The sequence below is a fragment of the Pseudomonas sp. FYR_7 genome (assembly GCF_043106155.1).
GTDB classification, from domain to species: Bacteria; Pseudomonadota; Gammaproteobacteria; order Pseudomonadales; family Pseudomonadaceae; genus Aquipseudomonas; species Aquipseudomonas parafulva_B.
Genome location: NZ_JBICMI010000047.1, coordinates 1 through 25,611 on the forward strand (window position 1 = coordinate 1; position 25,611 = coordinate 25,611).

25 protein-coding genes are annotated in these 25,611 nt (G+C 62.2%); 9 read left to right on the forward strand and 16 right to left on the reverse strand.

The genetic code is table 11. The annotated features are described in order from the left end of the window. Positions 1-105: 105 nt before the first annotated feature. The 12 genes from ACF8R3_RS10745 to flgB form a co-directional block, all read right to left on the reverse strand. Positions 106-1,035 (reverse strand): ketoacyl-ACP synthase III, encoded by a 930-nt coding sequence (locus ACF8R3_RS10745; protein WP_058606129.1) that lies wholly within the window; start codon positions 1,033-1,035, stop codon positions 106-108. A gap of 424 nt (positions 1,036-1,459) precedes the next feature. Next, a complete protein-coding gene (locus tag ACF8R3_RS10750; RefSeq protein ID WP_392515587.1) occupies positions 1,460-3,025 on the reverse strand; it encodes a flagellar hook-associated protein 3 in 1,566 nt (521 codons plus the stop codon). An 11-nt stretch (positions 3,026-3,036) separates the two neighbouring features. Further along, positions 3,037-5,079 carry a flagellar hook-associated protein FlgK gene (gene flgK / locus ACF8R3_RS10755; RefSeq protein ID WP_392475224.1) on the reverse strand — a complete coding sequence of 681 codons (2,043 nt, stop codon included), beginning with the start codon at positions 5,077-5,079 and terminating at the stop codon, positions 3,037-3,039. A 12-nt stretch (positions 5,080-5,091) separates the two neighbouring features. Further along, entirely contained in the window at positions 5,092-6,243 is a 1,152-nt protein-coding gene (gene flgJ, locus ACF8R3_RS10760) for a flagellar assembly peptidoglycan hydrolase FlgJ (RefSeq protein ID WP_196186001.1), read from the reverse strand. A gap of 11 nt (positions 6,244-6,254) precedes the next feature. Further along, entirely contained in the window at positions 6,255-7,364 is a 1,110-nt protein-coding gene (locus ACF8R3_RS10765) for a flagellar basal body P-ring protein FlgI (protein ID WP_058639150.1), read from the reverse strand. Between the two features lie 11 nt (positions 7,365-7,375). Continuing rightward, positions 7,376-8,071, reverse strand: coding sequence for a flagellar basal body L-ring protein FlgH (flgH, locus tag ACF8R3_RS10770; protein ID WP_058639141.1), 696 nt, complete (start codon positions 8,069-8,071; stop codon positions 7,376-7,378). 37 nt (positions 8,072-8,108) lie between these two features. Beyond that, positions 8,109-8,894, reverse strand: coding sequence for a flagellar basal-body rod protein FlgG (gene flgG, locus ACF8R3_RS10775; protein ID WP_023533986.1), 786 nt, complete (start codon positions 8,892-8,894; stop codon positions 8,109-8,111). A 47-nt stretch (positions 8,895-8,941) separates the two neighbouring features. Further along, positions 8,942-9,682: a flagellar basal body rod protein FlgF gene (locus tag ACF8R3_RS10780; RefSeq protein WP_023533964.1), complete on the reverse strand. Its 741-nt coding sequence runs from the start codon at positions 9,680-9,682 to the stop codon at positions 8,942-8,944. Between the two features lie 391 nt (positions 9,683-10,073). After that, positions 10,074-11,396, reverse strand: a complete 1,323-nt coding sequence (gene flgE, locus ACF8R3_RS10785; RefSeq protein WP_058639143.1) for a flagellar hook protein FlgE — start codon at positions 11,394-11,396, stop codon at positions 10,074-10,076. Positions 11,397-11,426: 30 nt separating this feature from the next. Continuing rightward, on the reverse strand, positions 11,427-12,128 hold the full coding sequence (flgD, locus tag ACF8R3_RS10790) for a flagellar hook assembly protein FlgD (RefSeq protein ID WP_058639144.1): 702 nt from the start codon (positions 12,126-12,128) through the stop codon (positions 11,427-11,429). Positions 12,129-12,140: 12 nt separating this feature from the next. Beyond that, positions 12,141-12,584 carry a flagellar basal body rod protein FlgC gene (gene flgC, locus ACF8R3_RS10795; protein WP_023533977.1) on the reverse strand — a complete coding sequence of 148 codons (444 nt, stop codon included), beginning with the start codon at positions 12,582-12,584 and terminating at the stop codon, positions 12,141-12,143. Positions 12,585-12,586: 2 nt separating this feature from the next. Then, complete coding sequence (flgB, locus tag ACF8R3_RS10800; RefSeq protein ID WP_058606138.1) at positions 12,587-12,997, reverse strand: flagellar basal body rod protein FlgB; 411 nt, start codon at positions 12,995-12,997, stop codon at positions 12,587-12,589. Here flgB and ACF8R3_RS10805 point away from each other — a divergent pair. Beyond that, positions 12,978-13,226 carry a hypothetical protein gene (locus ACF8R3_RS10805; protein ID WP_145255447.1) on the forward strand — a complete coding sequence of 83 codons (249 nt, stop codon included), beginning with the start codon at positions 12,978-12,980 and terminating at the stop codon, positions 13,224-13,226. The genes flgB and ACF8R3_RS10805 overlap by 20 nt on opposite strands. Positions 13,227-13,274: 48 nt before the next feature. Here the strand turns inward: ACF8R3_RS10805 and cheR are convergent, their stop codons facing one another. Both cheR and ACF8R3_RS10815 read right to left on the reverse strand, forming a co-directional pair. Then, positions 13,275-14,102 carry a protein-glutamate O-methyltransferase CheR gene (gene cheR / locus ACF8R3_RS10810; RefSeq protein ID WP_023533991.1) on the reverse strand — a complete coding sequence of 276 codons (828 nt, stop codon included), beginning with the start codon at positions 14,100-14,102 and terminating at the stop codon, positions 13,275-13,277. 50 nt (positions 14,103-14,152) lie between these two features. Continuing rightward, a complete protein-coding gene (locus ACF8R3_RS10815; RefSeq protein ID WP_058606139.1) occupies positions 14,153-15,082 on the reverse strand; it encodes a chemotaxis protein CheV in 930 nt (309 codons plus the stop codon). A gap of 76 nt (positions 15,083-15,158) precedes the next feature. On the opposite strand from ACF8R3_RS10815, the gene flgA reads away from it, so the two are divergent. The 4 genes from flgA to ACF8R3_RS10835 all read left to right on the forward strand — a co-directional run bounded on the left by flgA (position 15,159) and on the right by ACF8R3_RS10835 (position 17,728). Next, the gene (flgA, locus tag ACF8R3_RS10820; protein ID WP_078478895.1) at positions 15,159-15,908 is read left to right on the forward strand and encodes a flagellar basal body P-ring formation chaperone FlgA; all 750 of its coding nucleotides are present in this window, start codon (positions 15,159-15,161) and stop codon (positions 15,906-15,908) included. Positions 15,909-16,073: 165 nt separating this feature from the next. Then, complete coding sequence (gene flgM / locus ACF8R3_RS10825; RefSeq protein WP_058639147.1) at positions 16,074-16,388, forward strand: flagellar biosynthesis anti-sigma factor FlgM; 315 nt, start codon at positions 16,074-16,076, stop codon at positions 16,386-16,388. A 49-nt stretch (positions 16,389-16,437) separates the two neighbouring features. Further along, entirely contained in the window at positions 16,438-16,905 is a 468-nt protein-coding gene (locus tag ACF8R3_RS10830) for a flagella synthesis protein FlgN (RefSeq protein WP_197844603.1), read from the forward strand. A gap of 79 nt (positions 16,906-16,984) precedes the next feature. Beyond that, positions 16,985-17,728, forward strand: coding sequence for a flagellar brake protein (locus tag ACF8R3_RS10835; protein ID WP_058639148.1), 744 nt, complete (start codon positions 16,985-16,987; stop codon positions 17,726-17,728). 740 nt (positions 17,729-18,468) lie between these two features. Here ACF8R3_RS10835 and ACF8R3_RS10840 read toward each other — a convergent pair. Both ACF8R3_RS10840 and bkdR read right to left on the reverse strand, forming a co-directional pair. Further along, positions 18,469-19,806, reverse strand: coding sequence for an MFS transporter (locus ACF8R3_RS10840; protein ID WP_392515588.1), 1,338 nt, complete (start codon positions 19,804-19,806; stop codon positions 18,469-18,471). Between the two features lie 165 nt (positions 19,807-19,971). After that, on the reverse strand, positions 19,972-20,457 hold the full coding sequence (gene bkdR, locus ACF8R3_RS10845) for a Bkd operon transcriptional regulator BkdR (RefSeq protein ID WP_023533792.1): 486 nt from the start codon (positions 20,455-20,457) through the stop codon (positions 19,972-19,974). 198 nt (positions 20,458-20,655) lie between these two features. Between bkdR and ACF8R3_RS10850 the strand changes: the two genes are divergently transcribed. The 4 genes from ACF8R3_RS10850 to lpdA are packed head-to-tail and all read left to right on the forward strand — an operon-like array spanning position 20,656 to position 25,602. Further along, positions 20,656-21,888 (forward strand): 3-methyl-2-oxobutanoate dehydrogenase (2-methylpropanoyl-transferring) subunit alpha, encoded by a 1,233-nt coding sequence (locus tag ACF8R3_RS10850; protein WP_058605562.1) that lies wholly within the window; start codon positions 20,656-20,658, stop codon positions 21,886-21,888. A 1-nt stretch (position 21,889) separates the two neighbouring features. Continuing rightward, positions 21,890-22,948 (forward strand): alpha-ketoacid dehydrogenase subunit beta, encoded by a 1,059-nt coding sequence (locus tag ACF8R3_RS10855; RefSeq protein ID WP_392515589.1) that lies wholly within the window; start codon positions 21,890-21,892, stop codon positions 22,946-22,948. Continuing rightward, on the forward strand, positions 22,949-24,220 hold the full coding sequence (locus ACF8R3_RS10860) for a dihydrolipoamide acetyltransferase family protein (protein WP_392515590.1): 1,272 nt from the start codon (positions 22,949-22,951) through the stop codon (positions 24,218-24,220). Positions 24,221-24,222: 2 nt separating this feature from the next. Beyond that, a complete protein-coding gene (lpdA, locus tag ACF8R3_RS10865) occupies positions 24,223-25,602 on the forward strand; it encodes a dihydrolipoyl dehydrogenase (protein ID WP_392515591.1) in 1,380 nt (459 codons plus the stop codon). Positions 25,603-25,611: the final 9 nt, after the last annotated feature.

Below are 25,611 nucleotides of genomic sequence, written 5' to 3' on the forward strand. Positions count from 1 at the left end.
GCCGCGATGGGCTGCGCAGCAGCCCCAAAGATTCCAGCTTCGCCGCTTATGTTGGCACCGGCCGCGTTGGTCCGCAGGGCGATCCTGGAATTTGGTCTAAATCCATCAATCCCGATAAAGAATCGCCGAAGCCCAGGACAACCCCACCCCGAACCCGCTCACAGCCACCCGCTTCCAGCTACCGTCGAGCATGTGCTTTTGCAGCAGCAACGGCACGCTGGACGACACGGTATTGCCCGTCTCGAGCATGTCTTTCACGAATTTCTCCGGATGATGCTCCTCGAACCGCCGAGCCACCGCATCGACGATCGCCGCACTGCCCTGGTGGATGCAGAACGCATCGATGTCCGAAGACTGCAGGCCGCTGGCATCAAGCAGCTCGTGCAAATGCGCCGGCACCTTGACCAGAGCAAAATTGAACACCTGCCGGCCATTCATGAAGAACGTACCATCGGACACCTTCAGGTGCTCGGCACCCGAACCGTCAGTGCCAAAGCGTGCTTCGCCCAGCTTCCAGACCGCGCCATCGGCCATCCAGGTGGCCGTGGCCGCGTCGCCGAACAGCATGGTGGTATTGCGGTCTTCCGGGTCGACGATCTTCGAATACGGGTCGGCGGTGATCAGCAGCCCGTTCTTCAGACCCGCCGCCTCCATGAAGCCCTTGATCGCATACAGCCCATACACATACCCCGAGCAGCCCAGGGAGATGTCGAACGCTGCCACGCGGGTAGACAGCCCGAGCTTGCTCTGGACGATGGCGGCCGTGTGCGGCAGGCCTTCTTCATCGCCATTTTGGGTCACCACGATCAACGCGTCGATCGACTGCGGATCGAGGTCGGGGTTGTTGGCGAACAGTGCCCGGGCGGCCTCCACGCACAGGTCGGAGGTTTCCTGCTCCGGGGCCTTGCGTGGCAAGAAGGACGCACCGATCTTGCCGAACATGAACTCTTCGTCCTTGCCGAACTTCGCACCCTGGACGTAGTTGTCCAGGCCAGCGGTGGGCACGTAACTCGCGATACTCTTGATGCCAATCATTCTGGCTTCCCAATGAAAACAGCCAAAGACCACCACTCGATCGATTGAGGGCGCCAAAAACCGGAGCGTCACCGCCTGGGGAGGGGATAGAGCAGAGCCTGCCTGCGCACCGGTAACAAAATGCTGCAACAGCTGCTGCATAGAATACAGGGAAGATGACCGTTTTGACTCATTGGTCACATTGAAATGCAACGAAAGGCAGGTATCGAGGGCGTGGCACGTTGAATTCATCACGCGCCGTGCATAGGGATATCCCGTCATTGAGGGACAAAGCCGCAGGTTTCAAACAAGCTCGCTTGTGAGGCGCCCGTCGCTGCCAGCGCCATCATTTGAGCGCGCCAACCCAGCAAGGCCACTCAATCACAGCCATGGTCGGTTGCAACGAAGCAGAGCGCGAAGCCTGGCTCCGCGCCCCCTGGTTCACTTAGAGCTTATCGAACAAGCTCAACTGCGATATTCGCGCAAATGCCAGCTGAGAGGCTTCGAGCATCGCCTGTTGCAGGGTCAGCTGGATCGTGGCGGTCGCCATGTCGGTGTCGCCAATTGCGCTTTGCGTGCTCTTGTTGGCAAGACCTAGGCTTTCGTTTTCCTGAGCCTGTATCTCAAGCGAATTGGCCCGGGCACCGATCGAGCCTCGGGTAATGTCGATGCGATCACGCGCACTGGCCAGGTTGGAAATCGCCGAGTCCGTTGCGGCCTTCAGAGCAGCCTGCGCTTCAGGCGTATCAAGGGGTTTCTCCAACACGCTTCGCAATTGCCCCAAGGTGTCCAGCGGGTTCTGCGTGCGGTGGGTGTTGGCATTGATGGAGAACTGATCGCCCTGGGCCGGCGCCCCGTTGAACTGATAGGTCACACCCGCTACCGTCACGGCATTACCCGCCCCCATGGTGCCCGAGGCAATCGGTTTGCTCTGGGCATCGTAGGGCTGCGCAAAAAGCTGGTACTCGGTGTCGCTGGTGAACCTGAGCACTGCGCCGTTGCTGGGGAAGGTACTGCGATAGGCATCGGGGTCGGTAACGCTTGAGCCCACGACCTGAGAGGTCGAGGGGTTACCTGCACTGCGAGTAGCGGTCAGGGTATCTGGCTTGGCTTCGAGGGTGAAGACATGCCCTGCCACCACGGCATCAGGATCGTCACCCTCGGCAAGGTTCAGGTTGACCTCGAAATCCACACCCCGCAGCGAGATCATCTTGCCGCCTTCGGTATTGACATCGAACTTGCCCTTGCCAGCGGTTTCGTGGGTGATGTCGTTACCGGCGGCGTCCTTGATGCTGTATTCAGTGGCGCTGGTGAAGGTAACCGTATAAGGCTGGCCCGCTGCGAACTTGTCGCTGTAGGTGTTGGCCGATGTCAGCAACCCACCCGAAAGCAGCACCTTGCCATCGTTGGGCGTCGGCGCCTGCAAGGTCGACTGCGTGCGGCTGTTGTTGGTGGCCTGGTCGAAAACGCTGAAGCCACTGTCGTTGATGGCCAAATGCAAGGTATCGGATACCTGCAGGCTCATCTGGGTCTGATCGCCCTGATAGCTGTAGGAGCCGTCGGCATTGCGAACATAGGGCGGGGTCGAATTCTTGGACCCTCCAAACATGTAGTCCCCGTTGGCGTCACGGGAATTGAGCAGGCCGAACACGTTGGCCTCGATTTCCTTGATTTCGCTGGCGATGGAGGTGCGGTCAGCGTCGCTCAGACCACCGTTACCCGCCTGAATCGACAGCTCGCTTGCCCGCTGCAGCGCATCGTTGATGGTAGACAGCACGCTCTCTTGCTGCAGCAGGGCGTTCTTGACGGTGGTCATGTTGCCACTGTACTGATCGAGCAACGCGCTTTGCTGTTGCAACAACAGCAAGCGCGCAGCGCCCACCGGGTCGTCGCCTGCGGTCTGAATGCGCGACTTGGAGGTCACCTGGGCCGTGATCTTGGCCAAATCCGAATAGTTCTTGGAGTAGGTGTTGGAGCTGGTTTCGTAAAACTGGGCAGTTGAAATTCGCACGATCAGCCTCCTTATAGCGCGTTGATCAAGGTCGAGAACGTTTCTTGCGCCGCCTTGATGATCTGCGACGACGCGGTGTAGTAATGCTGGAACTTGACGAGGTTGGCGGCTTCGTCGTCCAGGTTCACCCCAGAGACGGCGCTGCGACTTTCACTTGCCGACTTGAGCACCGCGGCCGTTGCAGTGGTATCGATAGACGCTTGACTGGCCTTGGCACCCACCCGCTCTACCAAGGCGGCATAGGCGGAAGTGAAACTGGTGCCGCCACCGGAATTGGTCCCCACGGTCGATTTGGTCTGCAGGCTCAACAGGGCATTGGCATTGCGGTTATCCGCCTTGCCATCGACATTGAACGACAAGGTAAAGCTGTCGTTGGTCGCTGGGCTGCCGCCGATGGTGGTTTCCAGCGCAAAAGTGCGCGGATTGCCGCTGGGGTCGAGAATCGGGTTGCCCGATGCATCACGCATCGGTATCGACAGCGAGAGCTTATTGTCCTGGCCTGGCACCACGGTCCCAGTGCCGATCTGCGCGCCCTTGGCATCAAACAGCTTGTAGCCCTGGGACCCACCGCTGGCTGCGTCGAACACCACGCGCACCGGCATGGCGTCCTTGATCGCCTGCTGCGTCAGGGCCGTGTCGGCACCGCCATAGATATCCAGCGCTTGTCCAAGGCTAGGTTGGGTGATAGTGCCGGTGCCGCTGTTGCCGCTGCCAACGGCAGCGCTCACAGGGCCGGCGAACGCCAGCTTGTTGGCATCGGTGAGTACTGTGGTAATACCGGTGGCGGCCGAGCGGGTAGGAATCACCTTGAAGCTGTCGCCGGCGGCCAGCGCACCACCCTTGAGGGACAGGCTAAAACCATCGATGACCGGCGCAGGGTCGGCATTGAGGTCGAACGAGCCCATGTCGGTGCCGTCGGAGCGGCGCACACTGTACTGATTGCCGCTGGTGAACTTCACTTCGTAGTCGTAGGTGCTCAGGGCGCCGCTGTTGGCAATGGTGACATCGAGGTTGCCCGAGCCTGCGCTGTTGTTCGACGAGGCCAGGCTGCGCTGGGCGATGGCACTGGCGCTGTTGATGCTGGAGAACAGCGAGCTGCCGAACTGCCCGTTGGCGTCCAGGCCCTGGCCCAGCTGGCTGTTGATGCTGTCGGCGACGACCAGCGCCACGCGGCCCAACTCGTTCATCGAAGGCGTCAGCACGTCCTGGCGGTAGCGCAACAGGCCACCGATGGTGCCGCCGGTGGCTACCGAGGTCACGTCCGAGCTGAACGACTCGTAATTGATGCGCAAGGTCGCCTGGCTTTTGTCGGCCACCCCCGGCTGAACCGACAACGGGTTGGACCTGCTCCCGGTCACCAGCGACTGGCCGCTGCCCAGGATCACATCGTAGTTGCCTTCACGCTCCTGAACGGTCACGCCCACCAGTTCGTTCAGCTGGCGCACGGCTTCGCTGCGGGCATCGAGCAGGTTGTTGGGCGTGCTGCCGGTGCCGCTGGCGGCCACGATCTGCTTGTTGTATTCGGCGATGCTGCTGGTGAGCTTGTTGACCTGCCCCGCCAAGGTATCGAGCTGGGAGTTGATGACGTCGTTCTGCTGGGTCAATTGGGTGCTGACAGCATTGAAACGGTTGCTCAAGGTCTGCGCCTGGGTCAGCAACAGTTGCCGCGAGGCCACATCGCCGGGCTTGGCCGCTGCGGTTTGCATGGCCGAGAAAAACGCAGTCAGTACCGAGCTGATGCCGGTATCCCGGTCAGCCAGCAGCTTGTCGACACCGGTCACCTGGTCCCGGAATGCCGTGGAATCGGCTTGCAGGGACGTCGCCGTCTGCAACTGATTGTCGAGGTAGGCACTGTAGATACGGCGCACGTCTGCCAGCGTGGTCCCACTGCCCAGAAAACCTGCGCCCATGTACTGCGAGGCACCGGCCACTTGCATGGCCTGCTGGCGCGAATAGCCGCCGGTGGCGGCGTTGGCGATGTTGTTACTGGTGACCGACAGGTGCGCCTGGCTGGCACTCAAGCCACTCAGGCCGATCGAAATCAGGCTCGACATGATTTAGTCCTTTCAAAGGTTCGTGGTGCTGCCAGCCATGGCGTATTGCGGTGTCTTCTGCATTTGCTGGGCGATGCTGATGATTTTCTTCGCATAGCCCGGGTCGGTCGCGTAACCGGCCTTTTGCAACTCGCGTGCAAACTGCTCTGGGTTATCGGCCGACTTGACCGCTTCTTGATAGCGCGAATTGTTCTGCAACAGGCTCACCAGGTCGTGGAAGCTGTCCTGGTAGGAGTCGTAGCTGCGGAACTGGGCGGTTTCCTTGACGAACTGGCCGTCGCGGAATTCACTGGTGATGGCCCTGGCCTGCTCGCCCTGCCAGTTGCCGGTGGCCTTGATGCCGAACAGGTTGTGGCTGCTGCTGCCGTCGCTGTTGCGCATGACCGACTTGCCCCAACCGGTTTCCAGCGCAGCCTGGGCGACCAGGTAGCGCGGGTCGATACCGATGCGCTTGGCGGCCTGCTCGGCCATTGGCAGCATGGTGGCGATGAACGAATCGCTGTCGGTGAAGGCCTTTTTCGGTGCCAGCGGCGGCTGGGCAATGGCACGGCCGGTAATGCGCAGCCCGTTCTCGGGCACGGCAAAGGCCTTGGCCGGCTGCTGGCCGTCGCGCACGGGGGCTGCGCCGACAGGCGCCGTGGCCGCAGTAGGCACGATGCCGGCCAGCAGGCGGTCGGTAAGGCGGCTGGGCAACGCCAGGCGCCGCGCATTGAGCGCGGCGACGTCGTTGCGGGTGCTGGCCGCTTGGGTGGCGTGGACCGGGTCTGCGACCTTGCTACCCCACAACACCGGGCCTGCCTGGCCACGCGGGAACGGGCTGGTATTGGCGGCGGCGCTGCGGCTTTTGGTCAGCTGGCGTACCAGCACATCCTGCAGGCCGATACCGCCACCCTCGCGGGACATGCTCACCGACAACTGCTGGTCGTACATGTCCCGGTACTGCTTGACCGTCTCGGTGTTCATCGGGTTGTCGTCGGCCAGGACATCGCTGGCCTTGCGCGAAGCCTTGAGCATCTCGCTGATGAACATCGACTCGAACTCCTGGGCCACCTTGCGCACGTTGGCTTCGCTGTCGCGATCACCGTGCTTGAGGGCATTGAGGCGGTTGAGGTCGGTGAAGGCACCGCTGTCGACACTGCCGGAAACCAGGCTCTTGCTGTTCATCGATGCCGTCCTCAGATCACGATCAGGTCGGCCTGCAAGGCGCCGGCCTGTTTCAGGGCTTCGAGAATGGCCATCAGGTCACCGGGCGCGGCGCCCACCTGGTTCACCGCCCGGACGATTTCATCCAGCGTGGTACCCGGGCCGAACTTGAACATCGGCTTGGCTTCCTGCTCGGCGCTGACCCGCGAGCGCGGGACCACGGCGGTCTGGCCATTGGAGAGCGGGCCCGGCTGGCTGACGATGGGGTCTTCGGTGATGGTCACCGTTAGGCTGCCGTGGGTTACCGCCGCCGGCGATACCTTGACGTTCTGGCCGATGACGATAGTGCCGGTACGCGAGTTGATGATCACCTTGGCCACTGCCTGGCCCGGATCGATTTCCAGGTTTTCCAGGATCGACAGGTAGTCCACCCGCTGGCTGGGGTCCATCGGCGCGCTCACGCGCACCGAACCGCCATCCACGGCCTGGGCCACGCCAGGGCCGAGCAGGTCGTTGACTTTGTCGACGATGTGCTTGGCGGTGGTGAAGTCGGGGCGGTTGAGGTTCAGGGTCAGGGTGTTGCCCTGGTTGAAACCGCTTGGCACTGCCCGCTCGACGCTGGCGCCGCCCGGGATACGGCCGGCAGACGGCACGTTGACGGTGATCCGCGAGCCGTCGCGCCCTTCGGCATCGAAGCCGCCCACCACCAGGTTGCCCTGGGCGATGGCGTAGACGTTGCCGTCGATCCCCTTGAGCGGGGTCATCAACAAGCTGCCCCCACGCAGGCTCTTGGAGTTACCGATCGACGACACGGTGATGTCCACCACCTGCCCTGGCTTGGCGAAGGCCGGCAAGTCGGCATGCACCGATACTGCGGCAACGTTCTTCAACTGCACGTTGCCCGATCCAGGCGGCACCTTGATGCCGAACTGCGACAGCATGTTGTTGAACGTCTGCAGGGTGAAAGGCGTTTGCGTGGTCTGGTCGCCGGTACCGTTCAGGCCGACCACCAGGCCGTAGCCGATCAACTGGTTGGAACGTACGCCCGAAATGCTGGCGATGTCCTTCAGGCGCTCGGCTTGAGCGGCGCAGGCGCAGGTCAGCAGCAAGGTGGCGGTGAGCAGTTGCCTCAGATTGAGCATGGTCAGGGTACTCAGAAGGGCCAAAGCGGGCTCATGAAGAAGCGGTCCAGCCACCCGGGCTGGCTGGCATCGGCAAACGAGCCAGTGCCGGAATAGGTGATGCGCGCATCGGCCACCCGCGTGGACGGCACGGTGTTGTCGGTGGCGATGTCGTCGGCGCGGATGAGCCCGGCGATGCGCACCAGCTCTTCACCGGTGTTCAGGGTCAGCCACTTCTCGCCGCGCACGGCGATGATGCCATTGGGCAGCACTTCGGCCACGGTGACGGTCACCGAGCCGGTCAAGGTGTTGCCCTGGGTGGCCTTGCTGTCGCCCTTGGTGGTGCGATCACCGCTGTAGCCGGCATCGAGCGACAGGTCGCCGCCGCCGAACGGGTTGTTGGTGTTCGGCCTGGCCCCGAACAGCGACGACAGACCAAGGCTGGCCTTGCTGTTCTTCTGGATCTGGGAACCTGCGTTCTTGCTGGCCGAGGTGCGCTCGTTCAGGGTGATGGTGATGATGTCACCCACGCGGAATGCCTTGCGGTCGCTATACAGGTTCTGCTCGAAACCGGCCTGGTAGATCGAACCGTTGTTGGCCGCTGCCGGCAAAGGGGTGCGCGGGAGCACCGGCGCATAGTACGGGTCGTTGGGCTTGGCCGCGGGGGCGACGCAGCCTGCAAGCAACACCGCACCGCCCAGGGCGAAAACGGACAACAGACGATTCATGATGCATACCTCACGGGTGCTACGGAAGTTGCTGGGATCACAGCTGCTGGGTAACGGTCTGCAGCATCGAGTTGGCGGCAGAAATGACCTTGGAGTTCATCTCGTAGGCGCGCTGGGTGGTGATCATGTTCACCAGCTCTTCCACGGTGCTGACGTTGGAGTTCTCCAGGGTTTGCTGCAAGGTGGTACCGAAGCCGTTCAGGCCCGGGGTGCCGACTTGGGGGGCGCCGCTGGCGGCCGTTTCCAGGAACAGGTTGCCACCGATGGCCTGCAGGCCCGCCGGGTTGATGAAGTCGGCGGTCTGGATGTTGCCGATCACCTGGGCGGCCGGGTTGCCGGCGGTGGTGATCGATACGGTACCGTCCTGGCCGACGGTGAAGGTCTGCGCGTCGTTGGGCACGACGATGGCAGGCTCCAGGGCATAGCCGTTGGCGGTGACGATCTGGCCATCGGAGTTGAGGTGGAAGGTGCCGTCACGGGTGTACGAAACCGTGCCATCTGGCTGCAGGATCTGAAAGAAACCACGACCATTGACCGCCATGTCCAGCGGGTTCTCGGTGGTCTGCAGGCTGCCAGCCACGAAGCTTTTCTGGGTGCCGACAATGCGCACGCCAGTACCTACCTGCAAGCCGGAGGGCAGCTGGCTGTCCTGGGTGGACTGGGCACCTGGCTGGCGACGGATCTGGTACAACAGGTCCTGGAACTCGGCGCGATCACGTTTGAAGCCGGTGGTCGACACGTTGGCCAGGTTGTTGGAAATCACCGTCAGGTTGGTGTCCTGGGCGGACAGGCCGGTTTTGGCGACCCATAGAGCTGGAAGCATGTAAGTTCTCCTCGCGCGCCTGTTTTACGGCACCCGTTCAAATGTCATTAGCCGATTTGCAAAACCCGCGCCATGGCTTCATCGCCTTCCTTGGCCGCGCTCATCATTTTCACGTGCAGCTCGAACTGGCGGGACAACGCCAGCACCGAGGTCATCTCTTCCACCGCGTTGACGTTGCTGCCTTCAAGAAAGCCCGAGACCACGCGAACATTGACGTCGGCATCGGCCGGCTGGCCGCTGGCGGTGTGAATCAGGCCGTCTGCACCTTTGTTCAACCCCTTGGTGTCCGGGTTGACCAGCTTGATGCGGTCGACTTCGGCCATCACCCGCGGGTCTTCGCCCATGGAGCGGATGCTGATGGTGCCGTCGGCACCTACTTCCACCTTCTGCTCAGGTGGAATGGCAATCGGGCCGCCGTTGCCGATCACCGGCATGCCGTTGCCGGCGCGCAACACGCCAAGGGCGTCGATATTCAGGCTGCCAGTGCGCACATAGGCTTCGCTGCCGTCGGGGGCCTGCACGGCGATAAAGCCATGGCCGCTCACAGCCACGTCCAGGTCGCGACCGGTTTCGATCATCGGCCCTTCGCTGAAGTCGGTGGCTGGACGCTCGGTCAGGGCAAAGGCGCGCGCCGGGAAGCTGTCGCCAAAGACCGGCATCGAGCGGGCCTGCTCCAGGTCGCGCTGGAAACCGTTGGTGGAAACGTTCGCCAGATTGTTGGCGTGGGCCTTCTGGGCCAGCGCGTTCTGGCTAGCCCCGGTCATGGCCACGTAAAGCAATTTGTCCACAGCATCTCCTCCGCGCGCCAGTACCGCGCTGTCATCAGGCAGGGTCTAGCAATAATCGAACCAGCTTTGCACCCCGGTGAATCGGGCACTTCAGCGCGACGGCTTTACCATCGGTGTCAGTTTGTTGGCATCGGATCAAAAGCGCCTGGATCAGTGATCGCGGCAGGCGCCGTTTTTGTAGGGGCCGGCAAACCGGGTCCAGCCTGAACCCGGGTTGCCTTGGACGCAGATGTATCGCCCGGTGACCAGGCTTTGCCAAAGGAAGAAAGGGCTTGGGGCGGCCTCTGCCCAGTTGGCACTACCGCCCCCTATCACCAGCAGAAAGGACAACAACCAGACATGCTTCATCGACACTGCTCGTAAACCCTGAGTGTCACGCCTCGGCACGCCATCAGCTCATCTGGATGATGGTTTGCATGATGGTGCTTTCGGTGGAAATCGTCTTGGCGTTGGCCTGGTAGTTGCTCTGCGCCTTGATCAGGTTCACCAGCTCGCCGGTCAGGTCGACGTTGGAATCTTCCAGCGAAGAACCTGCAATCTGGCCCAGGGTGCCGGTGTCCGGCGCGCCGATCACCGGGACACCCGATGAGAAGGACTCCTGCCAGTTGGTGCCGCCGATCGGCGTCAGGCCCTGCATGTTGGCGAAGCTAGCGATGGCGACCTGGCCGATGACTTTGTTCTTGCCATTGGTGAAGTTGGCGAACAGGAAGCCGCCCTTGTCTACCGACAGGCTAGACAGCTCACCCGTAGCGAACCCGTCCTGATCCTTGGCGGTCACGGCCGAGGCGGCGTTGTACTGGGTCATGCCCAGCATGTCGAGGCTGACGCCGCCGGGGTTGGCATTGGCGCCGTTGGCTGACCACTGGCCGGCAGCGTTCTTCTGCGCGGGGATCCAGTTGTCCAGGTTGAAAGTCTTGTTCGCATTGATCGACAGGCCACCGGTCACCGGCCCAGGCGTGAGGGCATCGGCGTTGAGCGTGCCGTCGGACTTGAATGGCAGGTCATTGATCAGCGGCTGCGTGGAGGTCGGGTCCTGTGGGTTGCGACCGTCGATGGTGCTGTACATCTTCCAGGAATTGGACGTGTCATCCTTGATGAAGTACTGGTTCAACTGGTGCGCATTGCCCTGGCTATCGTACACGTCGCTTGAGAACGTGAAGTTGTAGCTCTTGACGTCGGCTGGGTCGAACGGGGTGACCGTAGGCGCGCCATCGCTGGACTTGAGGTTGACCGTCTGCTCGATCTTGGACGTGGCCTTGGGGGTGAGGTTGGCCGTGTCGATCTGAAGGTTGGTCAATACGCCCTGCACCACCTGGCCATTTTCGTCGACGCCATAACCTTGCAGGTTGGCGCCGCCGGCGTTGACGACGAAGCCCTGCTTGTCACTGTAGAACGCCCCGGCCCGGGTATAGATCTTCGAGCCGTTGTCGTTGAGCGCGAAGAAGCCGTTGCCGTCAATGGCCATGTCCAGCGCCTGGCCGGTGCCGTTGATGTTGCCCGAGCTGAACTGCTGGGAAATGGCGGCGGTTCTTACGCCGGTACCAATGGAGGTACGGCCGGCGCTGGTGCCGCGAATGGAGCTTGAGTACTGGTCGGCGAACTCGGCGCGCGAGGACTTGAAGCCAGTGGTGGCGACGTTGGCAATGTTGTTGCCGGTCACGTTCAGGGCCTTGTTGGCTGCATTGAGGCCGCTTAAGCCAATGTTGTAAGACATACGCTAACTCCTGAAAATGTGCGCTAGGCCCTAGATGCCGATGCTTTGAATGGTGGAAAGTGGAACGCTGCCCAGCCCTGCCAGGTTCAGCGACATTTCGCCGCCGTTGGTGCCCATGGTCACGCTGGTGACGGTGGCCGGCAGGTTGGTGGTCATGGCCGTGGCCGTGCCATTGATCGAGGCGGTGGCCTTGAAGCTGTAGGTGCCGGCCGGCAGGGTCTCACCGGCGTCATCCTTGCCATCCCAGGTGAAGTCCACCTTGCCGCCAGCCTGGCTGCCCAGGTCGAGGGTGCGCACCAGCTTGCCGTCCTTGTCGTACACGCCCACCGAGGTGGCGGTGCTCGAGCCGGTGAGGTTCACCGAGCCCTTCATGTCCTTGCTGGTGTCGACCACGGCCTTGTCGGTCTGCACGATCACGTTGCGTCCGACCAGCGACGACGCCTGCAAGGCCTGGGACGACTGGAACGCACTGGCGATGTAGCCGACCGAGCTGTTCAGGGTCTGGATACCTTCCAAGCTGCTGAACTGGGCCAACTGCGCCACGAACTCGCCGTTCTGCTGCGGGTCCAGGGGGTTCTGGTTTTTCATCTGGGTGACCAGCAGCTGCAGGAAGGCATCTTTGCCCAGGGCACTGCCGGCGGCGCCGGTCTTTTCGTCGTTCTTGCTTTCTTTTCGCTGCAGCGAGTTCAGGTAGCTACTACCGACTTCGCCTGTGGCATTGGTGGTGGTCATGTCGGCGTCCTATCACTGACCCAGGGTCAGCACCTTCTGCATCATGCTCTTGGCCGTGTTCATCAACTCGGCATTGGTCTGGAACGCGCGGCTGGCCGAGATCATGTCAGCCATCTCCTCGACCACGTTAACGTTGGGGTAATACACGTAGCCGTCCTTGTTCGCCGCCGGGTGGCTAGGCTCGTAGCGGGCCTCGAGGTTGCTCTGGTCCTCGACGATGCCGGTTACTTGCACGCCCTGCCCTGCCTCGCCCTGGTCCTCGAACAGCGACTGGCTGGTGCCGGCCTGGGTGTTCTGGAACGTGGTGGCGAACACGGGATGGCGAGCGCGGTAGGTCTGGTCGATGCTCGACGAGACCGTCTCGGCGTTGGCAATGTTGGAGGCGACGGTGTTCAGGCGCGTGTTCTGCGCGCTCATGCCGGAACCGGCAATGTTGAAGACGCTGGAAAGGGACATGGTCATTCTCCCCGCAGGGCTGATACCAGCCCTTTGAATTTACTGTTGAGCAACGTGAAGCTGGCCTGGAAGCCAATCGCGTTTTCGGTGTAATTCGACTGCTCGATTTGCGCGTCCACGGTGTTCTGGTCGATCGAAGGCTGCATCGGCGTGCGGTACTTGAGGGCTTCGTCGCTCAGCGCCACGCCGTCGGCCTCGATGTGCCGGCTGTTGGTGCGCTCCAGGCCGAAGCGGCCGCCGTTGTGCTGCTTGTCGCTTTCAGCGGCCAGCACCGAGGCGAAGTCCAGGTCACGGGCCTTGTAGTTGGGGGTGTCGGCGTTGGCAATGTTGTTGGCCAGCACTTCGGCGCGTTGCGCACGAAAGCCCAGGGCCTTTTCATGGATACCAAGCGCCTTGTCGAAGCTGATGCTCATGTCGGGGAAACCTTCAGCGGTTGACCAGAATGTCGTTGCCGAAGGTTTTAGCAAGGCTTGTGCCAACATCGGCAAAGCCCGTATTCAAGGCCTTGCAGCCCTGTTCAAAGGGGCGCTATGCCAGAAAAGCGGCAAACCGCACGCGGCCCAATGGCCACAAGCGGCAAAAACAAGAGCACATGAGCGGCAAAACAAAAAATTGACGTCAGCGACAGGGCCGACTCATTGAAAGCCGCTGACAAGGCATCGCCCGGTCAGCGGCACATACGGCATGGGCCTATTTGGCCTGATAGATGATGCCCGGGCTGCACTGCACCATCTGGTAATGGTCCGGCAGGCCGTTGAGGGCTTCGGATGCGCCCAGGAACAGGTACCCGCCTGGCTTGAGGGTGCTGTGAATGCGCAGCAGGATGTCTTTCTTGACCTGGGCCGAGAAGTAGATCAAGACGTTGCGACAGAACACGATGTCGAACTTGCCCAGGCTTGCATAGCTGTCGAGCAAGTTGAACGAGCGAAACTCCACCCGGTTGCGAATCGCCGGCTTGATCGCCCAGCGCCCCGGCCCCTTGGGGTCGAAGTAGCGCTGCAGGCGCTCGGCCGACAAGCCGCGGGCAATCGCCAGGCTGTCGTACTCGCCAGTCTTGCAGTTGTTGAGCATGGTGCCCGACAGGTCGGTCGCGACGATCTGCGCGCCCATTTTCAGCTGGCCCAGGTTGCTGCGTTCGAACTCGTCGATGGCCATGGAGATGGAGTACGGCTCCTGGCCCGAAGAGCACGCCGCCGACCACATGCGCAGGCGCTGGCCGGGGTTGTTGCGGATAAACTCGGGGATGACCTTGTTCTTGAGCACCTCGAACGGGTAGGTATCGCGAAACCACAGGGTTTCGTTGGTGGTCATGGCATCGACCACCTGCTCGCGCAGGCCGCCCCGCGGCTGGGCCTGGATGCGTTGCACCAGCTCGCCCAGGCTCTTGATGCCCTGCTGCTCCATCAATTTGTTGAGGCGGCTGGACACCAGGTACTGCTTATTTTCGCCCAGCAAGATGCCACAGGCTTTTTCCAGAAAGACCCGGAACTGTTCGAAATCCAAATTACCCGTAGACACTGCTGCCGCCTCTTTTCAATCACTGTGGCCGGGGCGAACCCCGGCGCCTTTCAATGTGCTGCCTTGATTCGGTCAACCACGCGCTGGGCCAGATCATCCGGCCGGAACTTGGCCAGGAAATCATCGGCGCCCACTTTCTTGACCATCGCCTGGTTGAACACCCCGGACAGGGAAGTATGCAGGCAGATGTGCAGCTTTTGCATGCGCGGGTCGCTGCGAATTTCCGCTGTCAGGGTATAGCCGTCCATTTCCGGCATCTCAATGTCGGAAATCATCATCAGAAACTCTTCTTCGGGCTTCTTGCCTTCGTCCACCAATTGGCGCAGGTAGTTCAAGGCCTGGCGACCGTCATTGAGGGCCACCACCTCGACGCCAACCGTCTGCAGGCAACGGCTGACCTGCTTGCGTGCCACCGACGAATCGTCGACGGTCAACACCCGCAGCATCACGGCCTTGTCCTGCACCTCGGCGTCCACCACCCCCGCCGACACCGCCTCCGAAGACGGCGCGACCTCGGCCAGCACCTTCTCCACGTCGATGATCTCGACCATGCGGTTGTCCACCCGCGTGACTGCCGTCAGGTAATGATCGCGGCCGGTCCCCTTGGGTGGCGGGTGGATTTCTTCCCAGTTCATGTTGACGATGCGCTCGACCGAATGCACCAGAAAGCCCTGGGTCTTGGTGTTGTACTCGGTAATGATCACGAAACTGCTGCGCGTGTCTTCCTGCAACGGGCGCAGGCCGGTGGCCATCGACAGGTCAAGGATCGGAATCGTCGCCCCGCGGATGTTGGCGACGCCGCGCACCACCGGGTGCGCCTTGGGCAGTATGGTCAGCGCAGGACATTGCAGCACTTCCCTGACCTTGAAAACGTTGATGCCATAAAGCTGTTCGCCGTTGAGGCGGAACAGCAGCAGCTCCAGGCGATTCTGCCCAACCAGCTGTGTGCGCTGGTTGACCGAATCCATAACCCCCGCCATGCCGAACTCCTTACCTGTCAGCCATTCGTTGCCACTTACTCAAGAAGTCGGCACGGGCTTTGCTTTTTTGAGCGCCATGTACATGAAAACGACAGTTTCCCGACGATTGACGCGCCTGCTGGCTGGCTTGCTGGCCGCATTGTGCCTGCTGGTACCGGTTCGCACCTGGGCGGACGCGTTCACCATGCCTGAACAGCTTATCGGTGTCACCCAAGGGTTTCTTGAGTTCACCGTCGAAGATTATCTCGCCACGACCCAAACGGCCGGCCGCTACGAGATCCAGGTGAACCCGTTGGACCCAAGGTTGCGCATGCCCTTGTGCAGCCAGGCGCTCGACGCTTCGCTGGAAAGCCCGAGCGTGCCGCTGGGGCGGGTGACGGTGCGTGTACGTTGCGACGGCGCGGCGCCCTGGACCGTTTTCGTGCCCGCCACCGTTCGCTTGTTCCGCGAGGTGGTCGTGGTCACCCGCCCGCTGCGACGGGACAACGTGGTGAGCGAAGGCGATGTGGCCCTGCGCGAGCGGGACGTCGGCACGCTGGGCCAAGGGTTTCTGACCGATGTGGGCCAGGCGGTCGGGATGAAGATGCTGCGCCCGACGGTGATGGATCAGGTGCTGACGCCTCAACACCTGGAGCAGGCGGAGGTGGTGCGCAAGGGCGATCATGTGGTGATCGTTGCCCGCAGTGGCACGTTGAGCGTGCGCATGCCTGGCGAGGCGCTGAGCAAAGGCGGCATCAGCGAGCAGATTCGGGTGCGCAATCTCAATTCCAAACGCGTGGTCAAGGCCATGGTGACGGGCCCGGGCCAGGTCGAGGTGAGCATGTAGGCCAGCGGGCGGAAGCCGCTGGCGCCGGGGAACCGCTTTTTTTAGACTGTGTCAGAAAACGGGTAACAGGCTGTCGCTCAAGACAGTCACGCATTTGTGCCTAAAGTTTATCGTGAGTTGGCCGAAAACAAGGCAAGCGTCCATAAACCCAGAGGTTTTCTGATCATGGTCATCGACTTCAGTCGTTTGAATAATTCCCCGGCCGTCACCGGCGGTGTACGCGGCAGCAATGCCCCTGGCAGCACTGAAAAGCCGGCTGCCAGCCAGGAAACAGTAAAGGGCACGGGTGCAAGCGGAGAAGCCGTGCACCTAAGCCCAGAGGCCCAGCAGTTGCAAAAGATCAGCGACAAGCTGCGCGATGAACCCGTCGTCAACAGCGCCAAGGTAGCCCAGCTCAAACAGGCCATTGCCGATGGCAGCTACAAGGTCGATGCCGGCCGTGTCGCCAGCAAGCTGCTCGATTTCGAAGCACAGCGTTGACCGTCGGGTGCGCTGACTTCAATGGACGCTTGAAAACCGGGAGTTAGCCATGCACGACACCACCCTGCTGCAATTGATCGAACAAGACATCGCTCCGATGCAGGAGCTACTGGAGCTGCTTCAGAACGAGGCTGTCGCGCTGCACGGTCGCGACATGCAGTTGCTTGAGCAGATCCTGGCGCGCAAACAGTCGCTGATCATTCTGCTCGAACAACACGGCCAGCGCCGTGGCCAGTTGCTGAGCGACCTGGGCCTGAGCGCAGACCGCGCCGGCGTACAGGTGGTGGCGGCGCAATCGCCCCACGGTGACGTGATGCTGGAGCGACTCGATACGCTGGCGCAGCTGATGGACGCCTGTCAGCAGGTCAACTCGACCAATGGCCGTATCATTCAGGTCCAGCAACAGGTCACCAATAATCAGGTCCGCATCCTCATGGGCGGCGACTCGCCGTCGCTCTACAACAGCCGTGGCAGCACCTCACCCCTGGCCAAGCCGCGCGCCCTCAGCCAAGTGTGATTTCCCTATCAAGGCACCGCACATACTGGCAAAATGCTGTTAATTGCCTGTGTCGCTTTTGCCTGGAGAACGTCAAGCCGTGTTCAATGAATCCGATGCCCCGCAACCGCCCAAGGTGCTGAGCACACCCTTGGAAATTGCGGCCAATTTACGGCAGCTCCAGGACAGCCACGACCCCCTGATCATCACCTTCCATGACCGAGGCCATCGCTTCCAGAGTTACGTGGTGGACGTGGATCGGGAAAACAATGTGCTGGCGCTTGACGAGCTGATCCCCCGTGACGGTGAGAAGTTCATCGAAAACGGCGAGCATTTCCGGGTGGAAGGCTTCCACGACGGTGTGCGCATTGCCTGGGAATGCACCCACGGCCTGCGCATCAGCGAAGTGGACGGTCATCGCTGCTACCGTGGCGGGCTGCCGTTGGAGATGACCTATCACCAGCGCCGCAACGCATTTCGTGCCGCGCTGAAGCTGTCGCAGCTGGTAGACATCATGCTCGATGGCACGCACCTCAAGGGCAACGGTGCCTTGCGTGGCAAACTGCTGGATATTTCGGCTACCGGGTGCAAGCTGCGCTTTGATGGGAATGTCGAGGATCGCCTGCAGTTGGGTCAGGTGTATGAACGCTTCAAGGCCGGCGCACCGCTTGGGTTGGTGGATACCATGGTCGAGTTGCGCCATCTGCATTATGAAGAGCGGATCAATACCACGTTTGCTGGGGTTCGCTTTCATAACCTCAGTGGGCCTGCCCAGCGCAAGGTGGAGAGTTTTGTGTATCAGCTGCAGCGTGAAGCGCGGCGGTTTGATAAGGACGATTATTGATTTTTACAATGGGCGGGAGGGCTGTTGCGGCCTTTCAGCAGCTTGGGTGCTATCACGTAGTTTTGAAGGAATTGTTTGGGCGTTTGGACCTGTGTAGGTATTCATTGGCGAGGGTGGCGTACAGTCACCTTTCCGCCCTTACGGCGGCTCACTTTTTGTCTTCTTGTCAAAAAGTGAGCAAAAACCGCCTGCTCCTATCATCCGGCCCCTGCGCTACGCTCCGGGGTTCCCTCGCTCCGGGCTAGCTCCCGGGAGGACCGCGCTGCAGGCCCCATCCTGGGGCCCAGCGCTTGACAGGCATCCATGCCTGTCACCTCCCTTCGCAAGCCCTGCGCTCGGCCTCCTGAAGTCGCGATCTGCGGCGCCTGGGCTACCGTGCGCTTAGAAGCAAGACCAACACAGCCCATGTCTCTGACTTGGTGCTCAAGTTGCTGCCCAAACTTCCAAAATCACACATACCCTCGTCTTGATCCTCAAATCGCACTTACGAGGTGAGGATCCAGACGGTATCTACCTTGGTCCTGTATTGGCTGAGATAGCGGAGGCCTGGCCTTTGCAGAACTAAACGGCCTAGCGCCGCCTCTGAAGGCTAGCCGATTTCCGGGTAGGAGCGGCCTCGTGCCGCGATGGGCCGCGCAGCGGCCCTAGGCGATACGCTGAAATACAGGAATTACTAGGTCGGGATGCGTCGCCTGGCACACGTCACGCTCCACGTGCTCCAACGCGCGTGACGGCCACATTCAAGCCGGCTTATTCCCCTGCACCTCCTCCAGCGGCGGTTCGCCGTCTTTCTCGGCCTCCTCCGTGTCCTCGGCCGCCACCGGCGTCTGCATCACATCCTGCACGGTCTGCTCATCCACACGCGGGTCCAGCGCTGCCGACAGGGGCGAGCCGGCGGCGGGCATGGCGACGTGGCCCAGGGGGGCATCCTGGACCTGGTGCAAGCCGGTGACAGCTTTTGGACGAATACGCCAGACCAGTACCAGGGCAAAGAACACGAAGAAGGCGTACAACATCTGCACGCCCAGCACTTTCATCAGCACGCCAGCAGCCAGCGGCCCGATGCACGCCCCCACGCCGTAAGTCACCAACAGCATGGCAGTCAGCGAAACGCGGCGCTCGCTCTCCACGTGGTCGTTGGAAAAAGCCACGGCCAGCGGGTACAGGCTGAACTGCAACAGCGATACCACAAAGCCCATGGCGAACAGCAACTCCAGCGGCACGTCGGGCAGGATCGCCAACGGCGCGGCGGCCACGGCCAGCCCCACTGCGACACTGCGAATCAACACCGCTCGGTCGTAACGGTCCGACAACCAGCCCAGCGGCCACTGAACCACCAGCCCTGCAAAGATGCAGCAGCCCATGAACAGACCGATCTGCTCGGTGCTAAGACCCTGACTGGCGGCATACAGCGGAGCAAGGCCATAGAACGAGCCGACGATCAGCCCGGAACCCAGCACCGTACTGAGCGACTGCGGCACGCGCTTGATGAAGAACTTGGGCTCCATGGGTGCCGGACGCAGTGGCGCGGGGTGGATGCGGCGGGTCATGGCCACCGGCACCAGGCACAGGGCGAAGCACATCGCGACCAGCATCAGCAGCTCAAGCCCCAGCTCAGGGTGCACCACCAGTATCAGCTGACCCAACACCAGGCCCAGGTAGGACGCGATCATGTACCCGCTGAATACGGCGCCCCGGTACTTCACGTCCGCCTGCTCGTTGAGCCAGCTTTCGATGACCATGTACTGGCACATCATGCCCAGGCCTACGATCATCCGCAGCCCGACCCAGGCCGGCAGCCAGTTGGTCAGGCCGTGCCCGAGCACGGCGGCGCCGACAATACCGGCGCAGGTGGCATAGGCACGTATGTGCCCTACTCGGCCGATGAGCCGGTGGCCGACCTTGCCGCCCACGGCCAGGCCGAAGTAGTTGGCCGCCATCAAGGCACCGACCCACAGGCTATCGACGTTGTCGGCAGCCAGGCGCAGCGCCAGGTAGGTACTGAGCAGGCCCGAGCCGATCAGCATCATCAGTGCAGCGAAATACAACGACTGAAACGGCTTCCAGATAGTGCGCATAAATCCCTTCGGCTCCCGGGTTGAGCTGGCAGTTGTAGGTGCAGAATAAAGGCTAACGCCAAGCGTTGCAGGCCCCGTGCTGCAAAATCGAATGGCCCCTTGCCCATGGCCAGGTAAAAAATGGATCAGGCCAGGCCACAGGGCGTCGACGAGCTTGGACAGCAGTCATTCGCGCAAGGTCATCCCGTTTGCCGGCAATGGCAACGCCGTTTTGTAGCGCACCTGCTTGAGCGCGAAGCTGGAGCGAATGTTGGCAACGCCCGGCAGGCGGGTCAGGTAATCCAGAAACCGCTCCAGCGCCTGGATACTGGGCAGTAGCACGCGCAGCAGGTAGTCCGGGTCACCGGTCATCAGGTAGCACTCCATGACCTCGGGCCGCTCGGCGATCTCTTCCTCGAAGCGGTGCAGTGCCTGCTCGATCTGTTTTTCCAGGCTCACATGGATGAATACGTTCACATCCAGGCCCAGCACCTCGGGCGACAACAGCGTGACCTGCTGGCGAATGACGCCCAGCTCTTCCATGGCCCGCACTCGGTTGAAACAGGGCGTAGGCGACAGGTTGACCGAACGTGCCAGCTCGGCGTTGGTGATGCGGGCGTTTTCCTGAAGGCTGTTGAGAATGCCGATGTCAGTACGATCGAGTTTGCGCATGAGACAAAATCACCGGTTTATTGTGTTTATGGGGAATGTTTATCTGGCCTGATTACCAAAGGCAATCAACTAGAGAGAAATATTCTGCGCCAGGGCAACTAACATGTAGCTAACGCTGACCTGTTGGTCACAAGCCGGCACTCAGCGGCGACCGCTTCAAAGCTCACAAAAACAAATACCCGAGCGAGCGTAAACAGCATGAACGAGTACGCCCCCCTGCGCCTGCATGTGCCCGAGCCTACCGGCCGGCCAGGCTGCCAGACCGATTTTTCCTACCTGCGCTTGAACGACGCAGGCCAGGTCCGTAAACCACCCATCGACGTAGAAGCCGCCGACACCGCCGACTTGTCCGGCAGCCTGGTGCGCGTGCTGGATGAACAGGGCAATGCCCAGGGCCCCTGGGCCGAGGACATAGACCCGCAGATACTGCGCCAAGGCATGCGTGCCATGCTCAAGACCCGCATCTTCGACAGCCGCATGGTCGTCGCCCAGCGCCAGAAGAAGATGTCGTTCTACATGCAGAGCCTGGGCGAGGAAGCCATCGGCAGCGCCCAGGCCCTGGCGCTGAACCGCACCGACATGTGCTTCCCGACCTACCGCCAGCAAAGCATCCTGATCGCCCGTGACGTTTCGCTGGTGGACATGATCTGCCAACTGCTCTCCAACGAGCGCGACCCGCTCAAGGGTCGCCAGTTGCCGATCATGTATTCGGTACGCGAGGCGGGTTTTTTCACCATCAGCGGCAACCTGGCGACCCAGTTCGTGCAAGCGGTGGGCTGGGCCATGGCCTCGGCCATCAAGGGCGATACCAAGATCGCCTCGGCCTGGATCGGCGATGGTGCCACCGCTGAATCGGACTTCCATACCGCCCTCACCTTCGCCCACGTCTACCGCGCCCCGGTCATCCTCAACGTGGTCAACAACCAGTGGGCGATTTCCACGTTCCAGGCCATCGCCGGCGGCGAGTCCACCACCTTCGCCGGCCGCGGCGTGGGCTGTGGCATCGCCTCGTTGCGCGTGGACGGCAACGATTTCGTGGCCGTCTACGCGGCCTCGCGCTGGGCAGCCGAACGCGCACGCCGCGGCCTTGGCCCCAGCCTGATCGAGTGGGTCACCTACCGTGCTGGCCCGCATTCCACGTCCGATGATCCGTCCAAGTACCGCCCTGCGGACGACTGGAGCCACTTCCCGCTGGGCGACCCGATCGCTCGCCTGAAGCAGCACTTGATCAAGATTGGCCATTGGTCCGAAGAAGAACACCAGGCCACCACGGCCGAATTCGAGGCTGCCGTGGTCGCCGCGCAGAAGGAAGCCGAGCAGTACGGCACCCTCGCCAACGGACACATTCCCAGTGCCGCTTCGATGTTCGAGGACGTGTACAAGGAAATGCCGGACCACCTGCGTCGCCAACGTCAGGAACTGGGGGTCTGAAATGAACGATCACAACAGCAGCATCAACCCGGAAACCGCCATGGCCACCACCACCATGACCATGATCCAGGCCCTGCGCTCGGCCATGGACATCATGCTCGAGCGCGACGACAACGTGGTCGTGTATGGTCAGGACGTCGGATACTTTGGCGGCGTCTTCCGCTGCACCGAAGGCCTGCAGAACAAGTACGGCAAATCACGGGTGTTCGATGCCCCGATTTCCGAAAGCGGCATCGTCGGCACGGCCGTGGGCATGGGTGCCTACGGCTTGCGGCCGGTGGTGGAGATTCAGTTCGCCGACTATTTCTACCCAGCCTCGGACCAGATCGTGTCGGAAATGGCGCGGCTGCGTTACCGCTCCGCTGGCGAATTCATCTCGCCGCTGACCCTGCGCATGCCCTGCGGCGGGGGCATTTATGGAGGCCAGACCCATAGCCAGAGCCCGGAAGCAATGTTCACCCAGGTGTGCGGGCTGCGCACGGTCATGCCGTCCAACCCCTATGACGCCAAGGGCCTGCTCATTGCCTCGATCGAATGCGATGACCCGGTCATCTTCCTTGAGCCCAAACGCCTGTACAACGGCCCCTTCGATGGCCACCACGACCGCCCCGTGACGCCATGGTCCAAGCATCCGCAAAGCGCCGTGCCCGACGGTTATTACACCGTACCGCTGGACAAGGCAGTGGTGACCCGGCCCGGCAACGACGTCACGGTCCTCACCTATGGCACAACGGTTTATGTCGCCCAGGTCGCGGCCGAAGAGACGGGCGTCGATGCCGAGGTGATCGACCTGCGCAGCCTGTGGCCGCTTGACCTGGAAACCATCGTCGCGTCGGTGAAGAAGACCGGGCGCTGCGTGGTGGTGCATGAGGCCACGCGAACCTGCGGGTTCGGCGCCGAACTGGTCGCGCTGGTGCAGGAGCATTGCTTCCACCATCTGGAAGCGCCCATCGAGCGCGTCACGGGTTGGGACACGCCCTACCCCCATGCACAGGAGTGGGCGTATTTCCCAGGGCCATCGCGGGTGGGTGCGGCATTGAAAAAGGTCATGGAGGTCTGAATGGGCACGCATGTCATCAAGATGCCGGACATTGGCGAAGGCATCGCGCAGGTCGAATTGGTCGAGTGGTTCGTCAAGGTAGGTGACCTGATCGCCGAGGACCAGGTCGTGGCCGATGTCATGACTGACAAGGCGACGGTGGAGATCCCCTCCCCGGTCAGCGGCAAGGTCATGGCCCTGGGCGGCCAGCCTGGGGAAGTGATGTCGGTCGGCAGCGAGCTGATCCGCATCGAGGTCGAAGGCAACGGCAACCATGTGGACGCCCCACAAGCCAAGGCGGCCGAAACACCGCCTGCCAGCGAAGCACCCAAGCAGGCAGTACAGGAACAACCCGTGCCGGCCGCCTTGACGCCCCCGGCCAGCCGCCCGGCCGCACCGCTGGCTCCACGCCAGGCCAGCGATAAACCCCTCGCCTCGCCCGCCGTGCGCAAGCGCGCGCTGGATGCTGGCATTGAATTGCGTTACGTGCACGGGAGCGGCCCTGCCGGGCGCATCCTGCATGAAGACCTCGATGCCTTCCTCAGCCAGCCTCAACGCGCCGGTGAGCAGGCCCCCAGCGGCTACGCCAAGCGCACCGACAGCGAGCAAGTCCCGGTAATCGGCCTGCGGCGCAAGATCGCCCAGCGCATGCAGGACGCCAAACGTCGCGTGGCCCATTTCAGCTATGTCGAAGAAATCGACGTCACTGCCCTCGAAGCGCTGCGCCAGCAGCTCAACAGCAAGCATGGCCAAGACCGGGGCAAGCTCACCCTATTGCCGTTTCTGGTCCGTGCGTTGGTCGTGGCACTGCGTGACTTTCCGCAGATCAACGCCACATACGACGACGAAGCACAGGTCATCACCCGCCACGGCGCGGTGCACGTCGGCATCGCCACCCAAGGGGACAACGGCCTGATGGTGCCAGTGCTGCGCCATGCCGAGGCGGGCAACCTGTGGGCCAATGCAGCGGAAATCGCACGGGTGGCCAATGCCGCTCGCACCAACAAGGCCAGCCGCGAGGAGCTGTCGGGCTCAACCATCACCCTGACAAGCCTCGGCGCACTGGGCGGCATCGTCAGCACGCCGGTGGTCAACACCCCAGAAGTGGCCATCGTGGGGGTCAACCGCATGGTCGAGCGGCCTGTGGTCGTCGACGGTCAGATTATGGTGCGCAAGATGATGAACCTGTCCAGCTCGTTCGATCACCGGGTAGTCGATGGCATGGACGCCGCACTGTTCATCCAGGCCGTGCGAAGCCTGCTGGAACAACCCGCCTGCCTGTTTGTGGAGTGAGCATGCAACCGATCATCGAAACTACGCTGCTGATCATCGGCGGCGGCCCCGGCGGCTACGTGGCCGCCATCCGCGCCGGCCAACTGGGCATCCCCACGGTACTGGTCGAGGGGCAGGCGCTGGGCGGAACGTGCCTGAACATCGGCTGCATTCCGTCAAAGGCGCTGATTCATGTGGCCGAGCAGTTCCATCAGGCCACCCGGTTTGCCGAGGGCTCCCCACTGGGCATCCGCGTAGCCTCCGCCGAGCTGGACATCCGTCAGAGCGTCGCGTGGAAAGACGGTATCGTTGACCGACTGACCACCGGTGTGGCCGCCCTGCTGAAAAAGCACGGGGTCAAGGTCATCCAGGGCTGGGCGAAGCTGCTCGACGGCAAGCACGTGGAAGTCGACGGTCAGCGCATCCGCTGCGAGCACCTGTTGCTGGCTACGGGTTCAAGCAGCGTCGAGCTGCCCATGCTGCCGCTGGGGGGCGCCGTCATTTCATCGACCGAGGCGCTGACGCCCGCTACGGTGCCGCGCCATCTGGTGGTGGTCGGTGGCGGGTACATCGGTTTGGAACTGGGCACTGCGTACCGCAAGCTAGGTGCGCAGGTGAGTGTGGTGGAGGCCCGCGAGCGGGTGTTGCCCACCTACGACGCCGAGCTCACCGCCCCCGTGGTCGAGTCGCTGAAAAAGCTGGGCATCGCCGTTTACCTTGATCACAAGGTGGAAGGCTATGAACAAGGCACCCTGATGGCCCGGAACAGCGAAGGCTCGCCCCTGCGCCTTGACGCCGATAGGGTGCTGGTAGCGGCTGGCAGGCGCCCGCGCACCCAAGGCTTGAACCTCGAATGCCTGGACCTGCGCATGAATGGGGCGGCGATTGCCATCGACGCGCAGTGCCAGACCAGCATGCGCAACGTGTGGGCCATTGGTGACGTGGCGGGCGAGCCCATGCTGGCGCACCGGGCGATGGCCCAGGGCGAGATGGTCGCCGAACGCATCGCGGGCAAGTCACGTCGCTTCGAGCCGGCCGCCATCGCCGCGGTGTGCTTCACCGACCCGGAAGTGGTCGTCGCTGGCCTGACCCCTGATCAGGCGGTGGCGCAAGGGCTGGACTGCATCGTGGCGCAATTTCCCTTTGCCGCTAACGGTCGGGCCATGAGCCTGGAGTCCAGGACGGGGTTTGTGCGGGTGGTGGCACGCCGCGACAACCACCTCGTGCTGGGTTGGCAAGCGGTGGGCGTGGCCGTCTCTGAACTGTCCACCGCATTCGCCCAATCGCTGGAAATGGGCGCGCGCCTGGAAGATGTGGCGGGCACGATTCATGCCCATCCGACCCTGGGCGAGGCGGTGCAGGAGGCCGCCCTGCGCGCGCTGGGCCACGCACTGCACATTTGACCCCTGGCG

Coding starts and splice junctions, on each gene's coding strand:
- ACF8R3_RS10745 (WP_058606129.1), bottom strand. CDS start 1,035: ATGATTGGCATCAAGAGTATCGCGAGTTACGTGCCCACCGCTGGCCTG.
- flgK (WP_392475224.1), bottom strand. CDS start 5,079: ATGTCGAGCCTGATTTCGATCGGCCTGAGTGGCTTGAGTGCCAGCCAG.
- flgJ (WP_196186001.1), bottom strand. CDS start 6,243: ATGAACAGCAAGAGCCTGGTTTCCGGCAGTGTCGACAGCGGTGCCTTC.
- ACF8R3_RS10765 (WP_058639150.1), bottom strand. CDS start 7,364: ATGCTCAATCTGAGGCAACTGCTCACCGCCACCTTGCTGCTGACCTGC.
- flgH (WP_058639141.1), bottom strand. CDS start 8,071: ATGAATCGTCTGTTGTCCGTTTTCGCCCTGGGCGGTGCGGTGTTGCTT.
- flgG (WP_023533986.1), bottom strand. CDS start 8,894: ATGCTTCCAGCTCTATGGGTCGCCAAAACCGGCCTGTCCGCCCAGGAC.
- flgE (WP_058639143.1), bottom strand. CDS start 11,396: ATGTCTTACAACATTGGCTTAAGCGGCCTCAATGCAGCCAACAAGGCC.
- flgD (WP_058639144.1), bottom strand. CDS start 12,128: ATGACCACCACCAATGCCACAGGCGAAGTCGGTAGTAGCTACCTGAAC.
- flgC (WP_023533977.1), bottom strand. CDS start 12,584: ATGTCCCTTTCCAGCGTCTTCAACATTGCCGGTTCCGGCATGAGCGCG.
- flgB (WP_058606138.1), bottom strand. CDS start 12,997: ATGAGCATCAGCTTCGACAAGGCGCTTGGTATCCATGAAAAGGCCCTG.
- ACF8R3_RS10815 (WP_058606139.1), bottom strand. CDS start 15,082: ATGGCGGGGGTTATGGATTCGGTCAACCAGCGCACACAGCTGGTTGGG.
- flgA (WP_078478895.1), top strand. CDS start 15,159: ATGTACATGAAAACGACAGTTTCCCGACGATTGACGCGCCTGCTGGCT.
- flgM (WP_058639147.1), top strand. CDS start 16,074: ATGGTCATCGACTTCAGTCGTTTGAATAATTCCCCGGCCGTCACCGGC.
- ACF8R3_RS10830 (WP_197844603.1), top strand. CDS start 16,438: ATGCACGACACCACCCTGCTGCAATTGATCGAACAAGACATCGCTCCG.
- ACF8R3_RS10840 (WP_392515588.1), bottom strand. CDS start 19,806: ATGCGCACTATCTGGAAGCCGTTTCAGTCGTTGTATTTCGCTGCACTG.
- bkdR (WP_023533792.1), bottom strand. CDS start 20,457: ATGCGCAAACTCGATCGTACTGACATCGGCATTCTCAACAGCCTTCAG.
- ACF8R3_RS10850 (WP_058605562.1), top strand. CDS start 20,656: ATGAACGAGTACGCCCCCCTGCGCCTGCATGTGCCCGAGCCTACCGGC.
- ACF8R3_RS10855 (WP_392515589.1), top strand. CDS start 21,890: ATGAACGATCACAACAGCAGCATCAACCCGGAAACCGCCATGGCCACC.
- ACF8R3_RS10860 (WP_392515590.1), top strand. CDS start 22,949: ATGGGCACGCATGTCATCAAGATGCCGGACATTGGCGAAGGCATCGCG.
- lpdA (WP_392515591.1), top strand. CDS start 24,223: ATGCAACCGATCATCGAAACTACGCTGCTGATCATCGGCGGCGGCCCC.